General features: G+C 69.8%; 10 protein-coding genes. 4 read left to right on the forward strand and 6 right to left on the reverse strand.

Going from position 1 to position 14,868, the window contains the following annotated elements:
* Positions 1–211: 211 nt before the first annotated feature.
* The 4 genes from ABH920_RS23400 to ABH920_RS23415 are packed head-to-tail and all read right to left on the reverse strand — an operon-like array spanning position 212 to position 4,911.
* The gene (locus ABH920_RS23400; protein ID WP_370351217.1) at positions 212–1,726 is read right to left on the reverse strand and encodes an alpha-N-arabinofuranosidase; all 1,515 of its coding nucleotides are present in this window, start codon (positions 1,724–1,726) and stop codon (positions 212–214) included.
* A 13-nt stretch (positions 1,727–1,739) separates the two neighbouring features.
* On the reverse strand, positions 1,740–2,630 hold the full coding sequence (locus tag ABH920_RS23405) for a carbohydrate ABC transporter permease (RefSeq protein WP_370351218.1): 891 nt from the start codon (positions 2,628–2,630) through the stop codon (positions 1,740–1,742).
* Positions 2,620–3,597, reverse strand: a complete 978-nt coding sequence (locus tag ABH920_RS23410) for a carbohydrate ABC transporter permease (RefSeq protein WP_370351219.1) — start codon at positions 3,595–3,597, stop codon at positions 2,620–2,622. The genes ABH920_RS23405 and ABH920_RS23410 overlap by 11 nt, the downstream gene beginning before the upstream one ends.
* A 42-nt stretch (positions 3,598–3,639) precedes the next feature.
* On the reverse strand, positions 3,640–4,911 hold the full coding sequence (locus ABH920_RS23415) for an ABC transporter substrate-binding protein (protein WP_370351220.1): 1,272 nt from the start codon (positions 4,909–4,911) through the stop codon (positions 3,640–3,642).
* 235 nt (positions 4,912–5,146) lie between these two features.
* Here ABH920_RS23415 and ABH920_RS23420 point away from each other — a divergent pair, with 235 nt between their 5' ends.
* Positions 5,147–6,181, forward strand: a complete 1,035-nt coding sequence (locus ABH920_RS23420; protein ID WP_370351221.1) for a LacI family DNA-binding transcriptional regulator — start codon at positions 5,147–5,149, stop codon at positions 6,179–6,181.
* A gap of 173 nt (positions 6,182–6,354) precedes the next feature.
* On the opposite strand, the gene ABH920_RS23425 is transcribed toward ABH920_RS23420, so the two are convergent.
* Positions 6,355–7,197: a M55 family metallopeptidase gene (locus ABH920_RS23425; protein ID WP_370351222.1), complete on the reverse strand. Its 843-nt coding sequence runs from the start codon at positions 7,195–7,197 to the stop codon at positions 6,355–6,357.
* On the reverse strand, positions 7,197–7,931 hold the full coding sequence (locus ABH920_RS23430; RefSeq protein WP_370351223.1) for an alpha/beta fold hydrolase: 735 nt from the start codon (positions 7,929–7,931) through the stop codon (positions 7,197–7,199). The genes ABH920_RS23425 and ABH920_RS23430 overlap by 1 nt, the downstream gene beginning before the upstream one ends.
* Before the next feature lie 525 nt (positions 7,932–8,456).
* Here ABH920_RS23430 and ABH920_RS23435 point away from each other — a divergent pair.
* The 3 genes from ABH920_RS23435 to ABH920_RS23445 are packed head-to-tail and all read left to right on the forward strand — an operon-like array spanning position 8,457 to position 14,709.
* Complete coding sequence (locus ABH920_RS23435) at positions 8,457–12,482, forward strand: glycoside hydrolase family 3 C-terminal domain-containing protein (RefSeq protein WP_370351224.1); 4,026 nt, start codon at positions 8,457–8,459, stop codon at positions 12,480–12,482.
* Positions 12,479–13,699, forward strand: coding sequence for a Gfo/Idh/MocA family protein (locus ABH920_RS23440; RefSeq protein WP_370351225.1), 1,221 nt, complete (start codon positions 12,479–12,481; stop codon positions 13,697–13,699). Before ABH920_RS23435 ends, ABH920_RS23440 begins: the two co-directional genes overlap by 4 nt.
* Complete coding sequence (locus ABH920_RS23445) at positions 13,696–14,709, forward strand: sugar phosphate isomerase/epimerase family protein (protein ID WP_370351226.1); 1,014 nt, start codon at positions 13,696–13,698, stop codon at positions 14,707–14,709. Before ABH920_RS23440 ends, ABH920_RS23445 begins: the two co-directional genes overlap by 4 nt.
* Positions 14,710–14,868: the final 159 nt, after the last annotated feature.

Consider the following 14,868-nt stretch of genomic DNA (forward strand, 5'->3'; position numbering starts at 1 on the left):
AGCGCGCCCAGAACAGAGAGCAATCGGCGTGGCGACGCCGAGGCGGAGCGATTGAACATAGGGTTCCAATCACTTGCTCGATGGAGTGGGACGGATGCGCCCGAGCAAAGTTCACCGGCGGGAGGGAAGAGGGTCCGCCGGTTACGCCAGATGTGACTCACCCGGCCAGCGATCGGCAGGTCACTGGCCGGGGAGATTTGGGGCGGCCGCGTTACCGACCGGCGGGAACGAGCCGGATCATGTTCCAGGACACCGCCGGCAGCGCGGCCGCCAGCTTGCGTCCCTCGGTGGTCGTGCCCTCGACACCGACCGGCGCGATCGCCCGCGGCGCCTCGGCCGAGTTCACCGCGTCCAGGTCCTGCGCGCCGCCGAGGTGCACGTGCTCGGCCACCACCAGGTCGCCGAACGCCCGCAGGTCGATCTCCAGCCGGGCCGGGCCGTCGATGGCGCGGTTCATCGCGAACACGGTGACCTGCCCGCTGTCCGGGTCGTGTGTGGCCACCACGTCCACGAGCGGCACGTCGCCGTGCTCGGCGGTGTCGTAGACGCCGGTCGTCGTCTCCACGCGCAGCACCTCGCCGACCGCGTGCCGGGCGGTGAGCGCGAAGGGGAAGTAGATGGTCTGCGCCCAGGCCGGGCGGTCCGGCTCGGCGCGGATCGGGCCGATCACGTTCACCAGCTGCGCCAGGCACGCGATGGCGACCCGGTCGGCGTGCCGCAGCAGCGACATCAGCAGGCTGCCGAACACCACCGCGTCCTGCACGGTGTAGGTGTCCTCGATCAGCCGCGGCGCCTGCTCCCAGTCCAGGTTCGTGTGCCCGGCGAAGCGGCTCTCCTGCCACAGGTTCCACTCGTCGAAGGAGAGGTTGAGCTTCTTGCGGGATTTCTTCTTCGCCGCGACGTGGTCGGCGGTGGCCACCACGCCGTCGATGAACCGGTCCATCCCGACCGCCGCGCCCAGGAAGCTGGCGCGGTCCTCGCCGTGCTGCTCGTAGTAGGCGTGCAGGGAGATGTAGTCCACGTAGTCGAAGGTGTGGTCCAGGACTGTGGACTCCCAGGAGCCGAACGTCGGCATCAGCGCGTTGGAGCTGCCGCAGGCCACCAGCTCGATGCTGGGATCGACCTGGCGCATGGCCTTGCCGGTCTCGGCGGCCAGCCGGCCGTACTCCTCGGCGCTCTTGTGGCCGGTCTGCCAGGGGCCGTCCATCTCGTTGCCCAGGCACCACAGCCTGATGTCGTGCGGCTGCTCGACGCCGTGCTTGCGGCGCAGGTCGGAGAAGTACGTGCCGCCCGGGTGGTTGGCGTACTCCAGCAGGTCGCAGGCCTCCTGAAGCCCCCTCGTGCCCAGGTTGACCGCCATCATCGGCTCGACGCGCGCCAGCTTCGTCCAGGTCATGAACTCGTTCAGGCCGAACTCGTTGGTCTCGATGGAGCGCCAGGCCTGGTCCAGGCGGCGCGGCCGCTCGGAGACCGGGCCGACGCCGTCCTCCCAGCGGTAACCGGACACGAAGTTCCCGCCGGGATAGCGGATGACGCTTATCCCGAGCTCGCGGGTGAGTTCCAGGACGTCCAGACGGTTGCCGTCGGGGTCGGACTCGGGGTGTCCGGGCTCGTAGATCCCGCCGTAGACGCAGCGGCCCATGTGCTCCACGAAGGAGCCGAACAGGCGGCGGTCGACCGGGGCGATCCGGAAGGCCGGGTCGAGGGTGGCATGTGCAGTCAGCAAGGGGATGTTCCTTTTACTTGATACCTGTTGCGGCGATGCCCTCGGTGAAGAACCGCTGGGCGAGCAGGAAGGCGATGGCCAGAGGGGCCAGGGAGATGGCGGCGCCGGCCATGAGCGCGGCGTGGTCCACGCCGGACGTACTGGAGAACAGCGTCAGTGCCGACGGCAGGGTCCGCATGTCGGTGCTGCTGGAGATGACCAGCGGCCACAGGAAGTCGTTCCACAGCGCCATGAACTGGATGACGAACAGCGAGGCGAGCGCCGGCCGCGCCAGCGGCAGGATGATGCGCCAGTAGATGCGCAGCGGCCCGGCCCCGTCGACCCGCGCGGCCTCGTCCAGCTGCCGCGGGATCTTCACGAAGAACTGCCGGAGCATGAAGATTCCCAACGCGCTCACCGAGCGCGGGATGATCAGGCCCTGGAAGGTGTTCAGCCAGCCGAGGTGGAACACGGTCAGGAACAGCGGGATCAGCATCACCTGGAACGGCACCATCAGCGTCAGCAGGATGACCCAGAACACGAAGTTCTGCCCGCGGAAGCGCAGCCGGGCCAGCGCGTAGGCGCACAGCGAGTCGATGAGAAGCAGCAGCACCGTGGTGCCGCCGGCAAACACGATGCTGTTCAGCGCCAGCCGGAGGAACGGCAGCTGGGTGAACACCGCGTGGAAGCCGGAGACCGACCAGTGGTCCGGCCACAGCCGGGCCGGGTCCGCGTACAGGTCGGCCGGGGTGCGGAAGGCCACCCCGAGCATCCACAGGAACGGCACGACCGTGGCCAGCGCCGCGATCGAGAGCACCGTCCAGGCCAGGACCCTGGCGGTGGTCCTGGCTGTGCGCAGCAGCGGGGTGACCCACGACGGTGCGGCCGGGAGCGAGGAGGTGCCGGTCGGCATCTCAGTCGTCATCGCGGTACCTCAGCATTCGGAGTTGCACGACGGACACGGCGATGATGATCAGGAACAGCACCCAGGCGATCGCACTGGCGTAGCCGAGCCGGAAGTCGACGAATCCGCGCTGGTACAGGTACATGACGATGGACTCGGTGTGGAACAGCGGGCCGCCGTCGGTCATCACGTACGTCAGGTCGAACAGCTGCAGGGCGTTGACCGTGCCGATCACGACGCAGAACAGGATCGCCGGGCGCAGCGCGGGCAGCGTCACGTGCCGGAACCGCGCGACCGCGCCGGCGCCGTCCAGCGTCGCGGCCTCCAGCAGCTCCTTGCTGACCCCCTGCACGCCGGCCAGCAGGACGATCATCGAGAACCCGAAGTTCTTCCAGATCCCGACCGCGATCAGCGCCGGCAGCGCCAGATGCGTGTCCTGCAGCCAGGCCTGGGCGTGGAAGCCGAGCTTGCCCAGCCAGCCGTCGACCAGCCCGACCTGCGGGTCCAGCAGGAACTTCCAGACGATGCCGGTGACGGCCAGCGAGGCGATCGTCGGGAAGAAGAACGCCGAGCGCAGCAGCATCGTGTACCAGGTGGTGCGGCGCAGCCACTGCGCGAGGGCCAGGCCGATCGCCACCTGGCCGACGACGACGAACACGGCGTACACGAGCGTCACCTTCAGGGAGTTCCAGAAGCGTGAGTCGTGGAAGAGCTCGGTGTAGTTGCCGAAGCCGAGCCACTTGTGCGAGTCGTCGCCGATCGTCCAGTCGTGCAGGCTCATCCAGCCGGACTGGATGATCGGCCACACGATGAAGACGGCGGCCAACAGGAGCGCGGGCGCGACGAACAGGTACGCGGGGTTGAACCGGGACCGCAGGGTCCGGCCCCGTCCCCGGCGCTCCGGTCCGCGCGGCGCGGACCGGTCGGCCGCGTTGGCCGCCTCGGCCGCCTTGCCCGCCTCGGCCGCTGGTTCAGCGAGATGTGCCATCGATTGCCTTCTTCTTCGTCCTTCTTCGCGGCCGCCGGTCGGTCAGCTCTTGCAGCCGGTCAGCTGGTTGATCGACTTCGCCGCCGCGTCGGTCGACTTCTGCACGTCCGCCCCCCGGGTCAGCTGGCCCAGCAGCGGCGTGTAGATGTCGGTGTCGATCTGCGACGAGGACGGGAGGCCGGCGAGGTAGAGCCGGGCGGTCGGCAGGGCCTGGGCGAACACCGCGACGTTCGGGTCGTCGACCGTGACGTCGGTGCGCGAGGGCGGGAACCCGGAGTTCTTGGAGAACGCCGCCTGCGCGGTCTTGCCGGTCCACCAGCTCAGGAACTCCAGCGCCTCGGTCTTGTGCTTGGTGTTCTTGGCGATCATCATCGGCACGGTCGAGGCGATGGTGACAGGACCGGCCGAACCCACCGGCACCGGCGCGATGCCGACGTCGATGCCGGCCTTGCGGAAGCCGTCGGCGGCCCAGGGACCGTTCAGCTCCATCGCGGCCTTCTTCGCCGAGAACAGCGTGTCGGCGTCCGCGCCGGTCTGGCCGACCGGGCTGACGTGGTTGTTCTGGACCAGGCCGGCCCACGTCGACAGGGCCTGCACGCTGGCCGCGGAGTTGATCGTGGCGCAGCCGTCGGGGCCGACGATGTCGCCGCCGTTCATCCACTGCAGGATCGGCCACATCTCGATGGTCTGGTGGTCGGCCAGGGAGATGCCGTACTGCGTCGGGTTGGCCCCGCCGAGCGTCAGCTTCTTGACGTCCGCGACGAACTCGTCCGAGGTCTTCGGCGGGGCGGTGATGCCGGCGGCGGTGAACATCGCCTTGTTGTAGTAGAGCGCGACGGTCGCCAGGTTCGCCGGGACCGCGTACAAGTGCCCGTTGACGGTGAACGCCTTGGTCACCGAGGACGGGAACGCGCTGGAGTTGATCTGGCTGTCACCGGCGCCGACCGAGGCGTCCAGCGGCAGCACCGAGTTGGTCTTGATGTAGTTGAAGATCACGCCGGGGTCGAAGTTCGGCGTGGCCAGGTCCGGGCCCTGGCCGGTGGCCCACTCGGCGGGGAGCTTCTGGCTGATCGCGTCCCACGGCTGGATGTCCATGGTGACCTTGATGTTCGGGTGCGAGGCGTTGAACTGCGAGACCAGCGCCTGGTAGGAGGGTCCGTCCGGGCCGGTGAACCCGGTCAGCACCGACAGCTTCACCACGCCGCTGCCAGACCCGGACCCGGAGCCGCTGGACGAGCTGGAGCTGCAACCCGCGGCGGCGAGCAAGCCGGCGGCGGCGACGGCCGCTGCGGCGACTTTCACGTGCGTCTTCATGGCTCCTCGAGATCTGTGTCGTCGAAATCTGTGTTGTCGAAAAAGTGCTGTGAGGGACTTCGAATCTCTTGCGATCTTGTCTACGGCTTGTCCGACACCGGCCGATACGTTCCGGCTGTGTGACCCCCGTCACGTGCTGGAAATCGGGGTGGAGTCAGTTCTACATCGTTGTCTACAACGTTGTAAAGGCGTAGGCTGAGCCGATCGGAACTCACGGGAAAGGCGGTCCCGACAGGTGCCCGCAACACTGAAGGACGTGGCCGAACGGGCCGGCGTCTCGATCAAGACGGTCTCGAACGTCGTCAACGGCTACGCCTTCATCACGGATGCCACCCGAGAGCGGGTGCAGCGCGCGATCGCCGAGACCGGCTACCGCCCCAACCTCGGCGCGCGCAACCTGCGCAAGGGCCGGACCGGCTTCATCGTGCTGGCCGTCCCGGAGCTGGACAACCCGTACTTCGCCGAGCTCACCGGCCTGGTCATCACCGCCGCGCACCGCCGGCAATGGACCGTGCTGGTCGAGCAGACGCAGGGCTCGCGCGAGCGCGAGCAGGCGGTCATCACCTCGATGGGGCCGCAGCGCATCGACGCGGCGATCCTGAGCCCGCTGGCGATGGAGCCCGACGACCTGCTGAGCGCGGATCCGGCGACCCCGTTGGTCCTTCTGGGGGAACGCGACATCCCCGGCCCGGCCGACCACGTCGCGATCGACAACGTCGCCGCCGCCCGCACCGTGGTGGAGCACCTGATCGGCATCGGCCGCCGCCGCATCGCGGTGATCGGCGACCAGCCGGGCAAGAACGGCGGCACGGCCGCGCTGCGCACCGCCGGCCACCGCCAGGCCCTGGACGCCGCCGGCATCCCCTACGACCCGGTGCTGGTCATCCCGGTCGAGAACTACCAGCGCGCCGACGGCGCCGAGGCGATGGCGCACCTGCTCGCCCTGCCGGAGCCGCCGGACGCCGTCTTCTGCTGCAACGACCTGCTGGCCATCGGTGCGATGCGGGCCGGCGCCGAACGCGGCGTTTCCTTCCCGAGCCAGATCGCCATCGCAGGCTTCGACGACATCGCCGAGGGGAGCTACAGCCTGCCGTCGCTGACGACGATCGCCCCGGACAAGGCGGCGATCGCCGAGGCCGCGGTGGACCTGGCCGACCGGCGAGTGGACCCGATCCGCGGCGGGCGTGGCGAGAAGGGCCCCGAGCCGGAGGACGTGCGGGCGCCGTTCGCGCTGAAGGTGCGGGAGAGTACGGCGGGGGTCGTGCGCTGACCTGGGCTGCCGACGGCGGTGCGGGAGTGTGACGGCCCGGATCGCTCGGCCTACTCGGCGAAGCCGCGCGTGAGTAGGACGAGCGTGATGAAGGTGCGGTGGAGCACGGCGGGGCTGTGCGCTGAGCTGGGGCCGTCAGCGGTGCGGGAGTGTGACGGCTCGGATCGCTCGGTCTACTCGGCGATGCCGCGCGTGAGCAGGACGAGCGTGATGAAGGTGCGGTAGAGCCGGACGAGGTCGTCGTCGCGCAGCTGCACGACGGTGGGGTCGTGCTCGTCCGGCTCGACGCGCTCCAGCCAGGTCGCCATCTCGGCGATGTCCGGGTTGCGCAGGCGCACGGTGAGGGTGGCGGGGCGTTCGATGCGGCCCTGCGGTTTTCTGCCGGACTCGGTCAGGGCCTCGATCGCTTCTTTCGCCTGGTTCGCGATCAGCCGGTTGGCGCGCGCCGGATGCAGGCTCTCCGCGGCGAAGCGGGAGATCGACTGCTTGACCACGGCGGCGCGGGCCTCGGGCCAGAACGGCTGGAGTTCGCTCGCCGTGGTCTGGTCGCCGGTCACCAGGACCACCGGAACTCCGTGGGCGATCGCCACCAGCGAGTTGATGCCGGACTCGCCGGCGAGCACGCCGTTGAGGCGGACCTCGGCGATCGCCGCCGGGTTGTAGGTGTGCGACAGCGTGGCCGGTCCGGCCGAGGCGGAGCCGTGGTAGGAGACGAAGAAGACCGCGTCGAAAGACTCGTCGAGGCCCTGCATCATGTACAGCGGCTTGTGGTGCCCGGACAGGTACGCGGCCTCACCGGCCAGCTGCTCCGGGCGCAGGTTCGCCATCCGGCCGTGCGAGTCGTTGACCAGGAACTCGTGCGGGCCGCCGGCCAGGTTCGCGCCGTCGATCGCCGCGTTGACCTCGGCCTGGAGCAGGGCGCGGTAGTGCTCGTAGTCGTGCTGGCCGGGGCGGCACTGGTCCCAGTTGACGACCCCGGCCGTGCCCTCCATGTCGGAGGAGATGAATACCTTCATCAACCACCGATTTCCGCGAGCAGCGCCGCCAAATCATCGGGCCGCGAGAACATCGGCCAGTGCCCGGTCGGCAGGTGGTGCAGGTCGAGCTTCGTCATCAGCCCGAAGATCGGGCTCACACCGGCGAGCTGCCCGACCTGCTCGGGGCTGAACGTGCAGGTGATGGCCGAGGCCGGCACCGGCAGCACGTCCCCGGGGCGGTCGAGCGCGTCGGTGACGGTGCGGAACGGCTGCGGACTGGCCAGCGTCCGCATCCGCTCCAGGTCCGCCTCGCTGATGCCGGCCAGGTTCACCGGATCCTCGGCGGCGTCGAACGCCGAAGGCGGCAGCAGCCAGCCCTCGCCCTGCTCGGCGACCAGCTTGCGCTGCGCCTCCTGGGCCTCCGGCGGCCCGAAGTCGATGACCCCGAGCCCCGACGGCATCGGGCCGGTGTCCACATAGACCAGCCGGGCGATGAGCTCCGGCACGGCATCGGCCACCCCGGTGACCGGCATGTTGCCGCCACTGTGCCCGACCAGCACGACGTCCCGCAGCTCATGCCGCCGCAGGTACTCGATGATGTCGGCGACCCCGGCCGGCACCCCGGTCTCCGGCGTCGCCTCACCGGCGCGCTCGGCGATCCCCGGCATGCTGAGCGCGTGGACCTCGTGGCCGTCGGCGCGCAGCCGCTCGGCGACCGAGTCCCAGGCCCAGGAGCCGAGCCAGAAACCGGGGACAAGTACGAACGTGGTCATCGTCCACACACCTTTCGCCGCTGGTGGTCGGTGGCGTTTGATTCGACGATAGCGGGCGGCACTGACAGGTTGCGGATCGTGGCCGAGGGCCGCGGCCAGGTGCCCGCGCGAAATCCGCTGTGGCAGCCCGGTCGCAGATCGCCAAGGTAACAGGCCCCTAGGAAGTCACCACGCTCCGGCCGGCAACTCTGCGGGCTGACAAGATTCTCAACCAGCACTCACAACGAGTCCCGGATCATGCTTCCCGGGCGCCGCCGATCGTGGTCCACCGAATCCCGCAATCGAGGCCAAGGCCGTTCTGTTGGCCGCAGGCGTCGCGCGCACGAGCCCGCACCGACTTTTCCGCCAGGTTGCGCCGCCCGCGCACCGAGGCCGCAGCGCCGCCGAGGGTAACGCACTTAATTGACAATCCACCCCGCCCCACCCCTTATCCAGTGCTGAATGAAGTGGCGTTCCCCCAGATCAGCGCCCTGAGCGCGAAAGGTTCCCTGGCAACCTTGCCCCCGATAACAGCGTGGGTTTTATATGCATCCCATGATGCGCCCAGTTCGCACGCTCCTATGTACCGCCCTCGCCCTGGCCCTCGTGCCGGCCGCCGCGTACGCGAGTCCGCAGGCGGCCTCCGCCTCCGATGCGCAGGCCGCCGCGGCCGCGCAGCCGATCTATCTGAACACGCACTACACGTTCGCCGAGCGGGCGGCGGATCTGGTGTCGCGGATGACGTTGCCGGAGAAGGTCGCGCAGTTGCAGACCAACAGTGCGCCGGCGATTCCGCGGTTGGGGGTGCAGGAGTACACGTACTGGAGCGAGGGGCAGCACGGGATCAACACGCTGGGTGCCGACTCCAACCGTGGCAGCGTCACCGGCGGGGTGCACGCGACCAGCTTCCCGGTGAACTTCGCCTCGACGATGAGCTGGGACCCGGAGCTCACCTACCAGGAGACCACTGCCATCTCCGACGAGGTGCGCGGCGAACTGGACAAGTCGCTGTGGGGGACCGGGCAGAACAACCTGGGCCCGTCCGCCAGCGACTACGGCGCGCTGACGTTCTGGGCGCCGAACGTCAATATGGACCGCGATCCGCTGTGGGGCCGGACCAACGAGTCCTTCGGCGAGGACCCCTACCTCACCTCCGCGATGGCCGGCGCGTTCGTCGACGGCTATCAGGGCGAGACGATCAACGGGCAGCAGCAGACCCCTTATCTCAAGGTCGCCGCCACGGCCAAGCACTACGCGCTCAACAACGTCGAGGACAGCCGCCACACCGGCAGCTCGGACACCACCGACGCCAACATCCGCGACTACTACACCAAGCAGTTCGCCAGCCTGGTGGAGAACGCGCACGTCTCGGGCATCATGACCTCCTACAACGCGGTCAACGGCACGCCCTCCCCGGCCGACACCTACACCGTCGACGAACTCCTGCAGGCCACCTACGGCTTCGCCGGCTACACCACCTCCGACTGCGGCGCGATCGGCGACGTCTACGGCGCCGCCTCGCACGGCTGGGCCCCGCCCGGCTGGACCAGCAACGGCACCAGCTGGACGAACACCGCCACCGGCAAGCAGATCCCGGCCGCGGCCGGCGGCCAGGCCTTCGCGATCCGCGCCGGCACCCAGCTCAACTGCGCCGGCGGGGAGATGACCACGGCGAACATCAGCGCGGCCATCGACCTCGGCCTGCTGTCGACCGGCGTCGTCGACGCCACCTTGACCCGGCTGTTCACGGTGCGGATGCAGACCGGCGAGTTCGACCCGGCGAGCAAGGTCGCGTACACGAAGATCACCAAGGCGCAGATCGAGTCCCCGGCGCACCAGGCGCTGGCCGAGAAGGTCGCCGCCAACGACATCGTGCTGCTGCAGAACAACACCCTCGCCGGCACGTCCTCGAAGCTGCTGCCGGTGGACCCGGCGAAGACCGACAGCATCGTGATCGTCGGCGATCTGGCGAACAAGGTGACCCTCGGCGGCTACTCCGGGGAGCCGACGTACCAGGTGAACGCGGTGCAGGGCATCACCGCGGCGGTGAAGGCCGCGAACCCCTCGGCCACCGTCACCTTCGACGCCTGCGGCACCTCCACCAAGGCCACCACGCCGGCCGCGTGCTCGGCCGCGACCCAGGCCTCGATCAAGACCGCGAGCCTGGTCCTGGTGGTCGCCGGCTCCGACACCAGCGTGGCCGACGAGGCCAACGACCGCAGCACCCTGGCGCTGCCGGGCAACTACGACTCGCTGATCACCCAGGTCGCCGCGCTCGGCAACCCGCGCACCGCGCTGGTGATGCAGGCCGACGGCCCCTACGACATCCAGGCCGCCCAGAAGGACTTCCCCGCGATCGTCTTCAGCGGCTACAACGGCCAGAGCCAGGGCACCGCGCTGGCACAGGTGCTCTTCGGCCGGCAGAACCCGGCCGGGCACCTGAACTTCACCTGGTACGCCGGCGACGCGCAGCTCGCGCCGATGGACAACTACGGCCTGACCCCCTCGCAGACCGCCGGGCTCGGACGGACCTACCAGTACTTCACCGGGACCCCGACCTATCCCTTCGGCTACGGCCAGTCCTACACCGCCTTCGCGTACTCCCACGTCCAGGTCGGCCCGCAGAGCACGTCGGCGGACGGCACCGTGCACGTCGGCTTCGACGTCACCAACACCGGAACCGCCGCCGGCACCACGGTCGCCCAGCTCTACGCCGCGCCTCCCGGCGCCGGCACCGCTGACACCGCCCGCGAACAGCTCGCCGGATTCCAGAAGACCAAGACGCTCCAGCCCGGCCAGTCCCAGCACATCTCCTTGTCGGTCAAGGTCTCCAGCCTCAGCCGCTGGGACGAGAGCACCCTGAAGCAGGTCGTCGCCGACGGCGCCTACCAGTTCCGGGTCGGCCCGGACTCGGCCACGGCCGCCGGCTCCGGCACCGTGACCGTGCACGGCACGATGACCCCGCACGTGCAGTCCGTCGCCGTCCAGCCCGACCAGGTGGTCTTCAACGCCGGCCAGACGCTGGACCTCACCGCCGCCAACCCCTGGATCGCGCCCGACACCAACGCCACGCTGGAGCAGACCCACGCCCCGGCGGCCAACGTCGTCGAGGCCGTGAACGACGACCAGTCCTTCGCCGACCTCGCGCACTCCCACGTCCGCTACAGCACCAGCGACCCGCGGGTCGCCACGGTCAGCGACGCCGGCGTCGTGACCATGCGCGCGCCGGGTGCGGCGTCGATCAAGGTGACGGTGAACGGCGTGACCGGCACCGCCCCGATCGTCGTGCAGGACCCGTTCACGCTGGCCGCCCCGGGCATCGTGAAGCCGGCGACCAGCGTCACCGCGACTGAGACGTTCACCAACACCAGCGCCAAGGCCGTGCGCGGCCTGAAGCTCGGCCTGACCACGCCGACCGGCTGGACCGCGACCGCGACCACGCCGGTCTCCGTGCCGAGCCTGGCCCCCGGCCAGAAGGTGACGGCCAGCTGGAGCGTCGCGATCCCGGCGAGCGCGAGCCCCGGCACGCAGACCGAGCTGGACGCCGTCACCTCCTTCACCGGCGGCGCCGGTCCTGACACCCAGACCACGGTCGGCCCGGTGACGGTGACCTCCGGCGCCACCCCCGAGCAAGCCACGCCGCTGATTACCGGGACCAGCCCAGCCGCCGGATCGCTCCAGGTCGTGCTGAACAACCCCTCCGACACCGCCACGACGGTCACCGCGGTCAAGTGGCAGCTCGGCACCCTGTCGGGCACCGCGCCGGTGAGCGCGACGATGCCGGCGGGATCGTCGACCACTGTCACGGTCCCGGTCACCGGCATCAGCTTCGCGACCATCTATCCGCTCACGGTGTCCAGCGTGATCTCCGGCGGCCTGTCCTCGGAGAATCTGGGCGGGCACGTCACGTTCCTGCCGGTGGTCAACAAGAGCCTGGGCAGTTCCTGGACGGTGGCGCAGGTCCAGGACGGCCCGTATGTGGACATGGCCACCACTGCGGACGGGACCTGGGGCTCGCTGGACGGCTCCCTGCCGTACGGCGGCGCGTCCTACCTGTCGGGCAAGATGTGGTTCGACTGGGACGCGAAGAACCTCTACATCACCGCGGACATGACAGAGGCTGCGTTCTCCCAGACCAACACCGGCGGTGACATCTGGAAGGGTGACAGCCTGCAGGTGTCGGCGACCTCGGGGGTGCCGGGATCGGCGGTCGCCACCAGCAACGATTCGCTGGAGGGGCATTACGAGTACGGAGCCGCGCTCACTCCGGCGGGCTCGCAGCTGTACCGCTGGTTCAGCCCGTCGCAGGGCTCTGGCTTGGTCACCGACGCCTCGGTCAACGTGACCCGGGACGACACGAACCACACCACGCTGTACGAGGTCGCGATCCCGTGGAGCGATCTCACCTCGTTGCAGCCGACGGCGAACTCGGTGTTCTCCATCTCGGCGATGTTCAACAACGTCGACACCGGTGTGCGCAACGGGTACCTGCAGTGGGGCGGCGGTATCGGCGACAACAAGAACGTCGCCGAGTTCAACATGGCGCAGCTGATGCCGGCGGCCGGATCGTGAGCGCGGGGGAGAGCGTGCCTTCCACCTCACCCTCGCCACTGCGCGTGGGCCTGGTCGGCCACGGCTTCATGGGCCGGATGCACTCGCTGGCCTGGCAGACCGTGGGCCGCGCCGTCGAGCTGCCGCTGGTGCCCGAGCTGACCGCGATCGCCGGCCGCGACCCCGCGGCCGTCGAGCAGGCGGCGCGCGCCTGGGGCTGGCAGTCCTGGACCGACGACTGGCGGACGCTGGTCGAGCGGGACGACATCGACGTCATCGACATCACCACCCCCGGCGCGCTGCACGCCGAGATCGCGCTGGCGGCGCTGGCCGCGGGCAAGCACGTGCTGTGCGAGAAGCCGCTGGCGAACACGCTGGACGAGGCGCGGGAGATGACGGCGGCGGCGCAGGACGCGGCGGCGCGTGGAGTCCTGTCGATGGTCGGGTTCAACTACCGGCGGACTCCGGCGCTCGCGCTCGCGCGGGATCTGGTGGCGCAGGGCCGGGTCGGCGACGTCCGGCACATCCGGGCCGTCTACCTGCAGGACTGGATCAACGATCCGGAGTTCCCGCTGGTCTGGCGGCTGCGCAAGGAGGAGGCGGGATCCGGGGCGCTCGGCGACCTCGGGGCGCATCTGGTCGATCTCGCGTACTTCCTGACCGGTCGGCGCATCACCGGTCTGAGTGCCCTGACCCGGACGTTCGTCGAGGAGCGGCCGCTGGCGACGTCCGCGTCGGGGCTGAGCGGGGCCGCCGGGAGCGAGCGGGGCCGGGTGACGGTCGACGACGCGGCGGCGTTCTTCGCCGACTGCGAGGGCGGGGCGCTGGCGACGTTCGAGGCCACGCGGTTCGCGCCGGGGCGGAAGAACGCGATGCGGATCGAGGTGAACGGCTCGGACGGCAGCGTCGCGTTCGACTTCGAGGCGATGAACGAGCTGCAGTTCTACGACGCGACCGCTGATGCCGCCAATGCCGCCGGTGCCGGGTTCAGCCGCATCCTGGCCACTGAACCGCAGCACCCTTATTTGGACGCGTGGTGGCCGCCCGGGCACGGCCTGGGGTACGACCACACGTTCGTCAACCAGAAGCGCGACCTGGTCGAGGCGATCGCGGCCGGCAAACCGCCGGTGCCGTCGTTCGCCGACGGGCTGTATGTGCAGGGCGTGCTGGCGGCGGTGGAGGACAGTGCCGCGAACCGGTCCGCGTGGACCGCTGTGACCACGGAGGAACAACCATGACCCGGCCCATCACCTTGTTCACCGGCCAGTGGGCCGACCTGCCCTTCGAGGAGGTCTGCCGGCTGGCGTCGGAGTGGGGCTACGACGGCCTGGAGATCGCCTGCTGGGGCGACCACTTCGAGGTGGACCGGGCGCTGAACGAGCCCGGCTACGTGGCCGGCCGCAAGGCCCTGCTGGCCAAGCACGGGCTCCAGGTGCACGCCATCTCCACGCACCTGGTCGGCCAGGCGGTGTGCGACGCGATCATCGACGGCCGGCACCGGGACATCCTCCCGCCCCGGATCTGGGGCGACGGCGAGGCCGAGGGCGTCCGGACGCGCGCTGCCGCCGAACTCGCCGACACCGCGCGGGCCGCGGCGGAGCTCGGGGTGCGGACCGTCATCGGCTTCACCGGCTCGCCGATCTGGCACCTCCTGGCGATGTTCCCACCGGTGTCCGCCGACGTCGTCGAGGCCGGCTACGCCGAGTTCGCCGAGCGCTTCACCCCGGTCCTGGACGTGTTCGACTCGGTCGGGGTGCGCTTCGCGCACGAGGTCCACCCGAGCGAGATCGCCTACGACTACTGGTCGACGGTGCGCGCGCTGGAGGCGGTCGGCCACCGGCCGGCCTTCGGACTCAACTTCGACCCGAGCCACTTCGTGTGGCAGGACCTGGACGCCGCCGGCTTCCTGTACGACTTCCGCGACCGGATCTACCACGTGGACTGCAAGGACGCGGTCCGCCGGCTCAACGGCCGCAACGGCCGCCTCGGCTCGCACCTGCCCTGGGGCGACCCCCGCCGCGGCTGGGACTTCGTCTCCACCGGGCACGGCGACGTCCCCTGGGAGGCGGTCTTCCGAATGCTGAACTCGATCGGCTACGACGGCCCGATCAGCGTCGAGTGGGAGGACGCCGGCATGGACCGCCGGGTCGGCGCGCCCGAGGCGCTGGCATTCGTGCGCGGCCTGGCCGCGATCGAGCCGCCCCGGACGTCGTTCGACGCGGCGTTCAGTCAGGGTTCGGCGGGCTGACTGAGCGGTCGCGGTCGCGATTGGCGTCGGCGGAGGGGGCGCGGTCGGGGGTGGGGCTAGAAGGCTGATGAAAATCTTGGGTTCTGGTCGTGGCGTTTTCACGCCTTGGGCAGGGCCCATCCTGTGCTGGTGTGGTGGAGTCCGAGGTTGATCAGGGTT

The sequence above is a fragment of the Catenulispora sp. EB89 genome (genome assembly GCF_041261445.1).
Classification (GTDB): Bacteria; Actinomycetota; Actinomycetes; order Streptomycetales; family Catenulisporaceae; genus Catenulispora.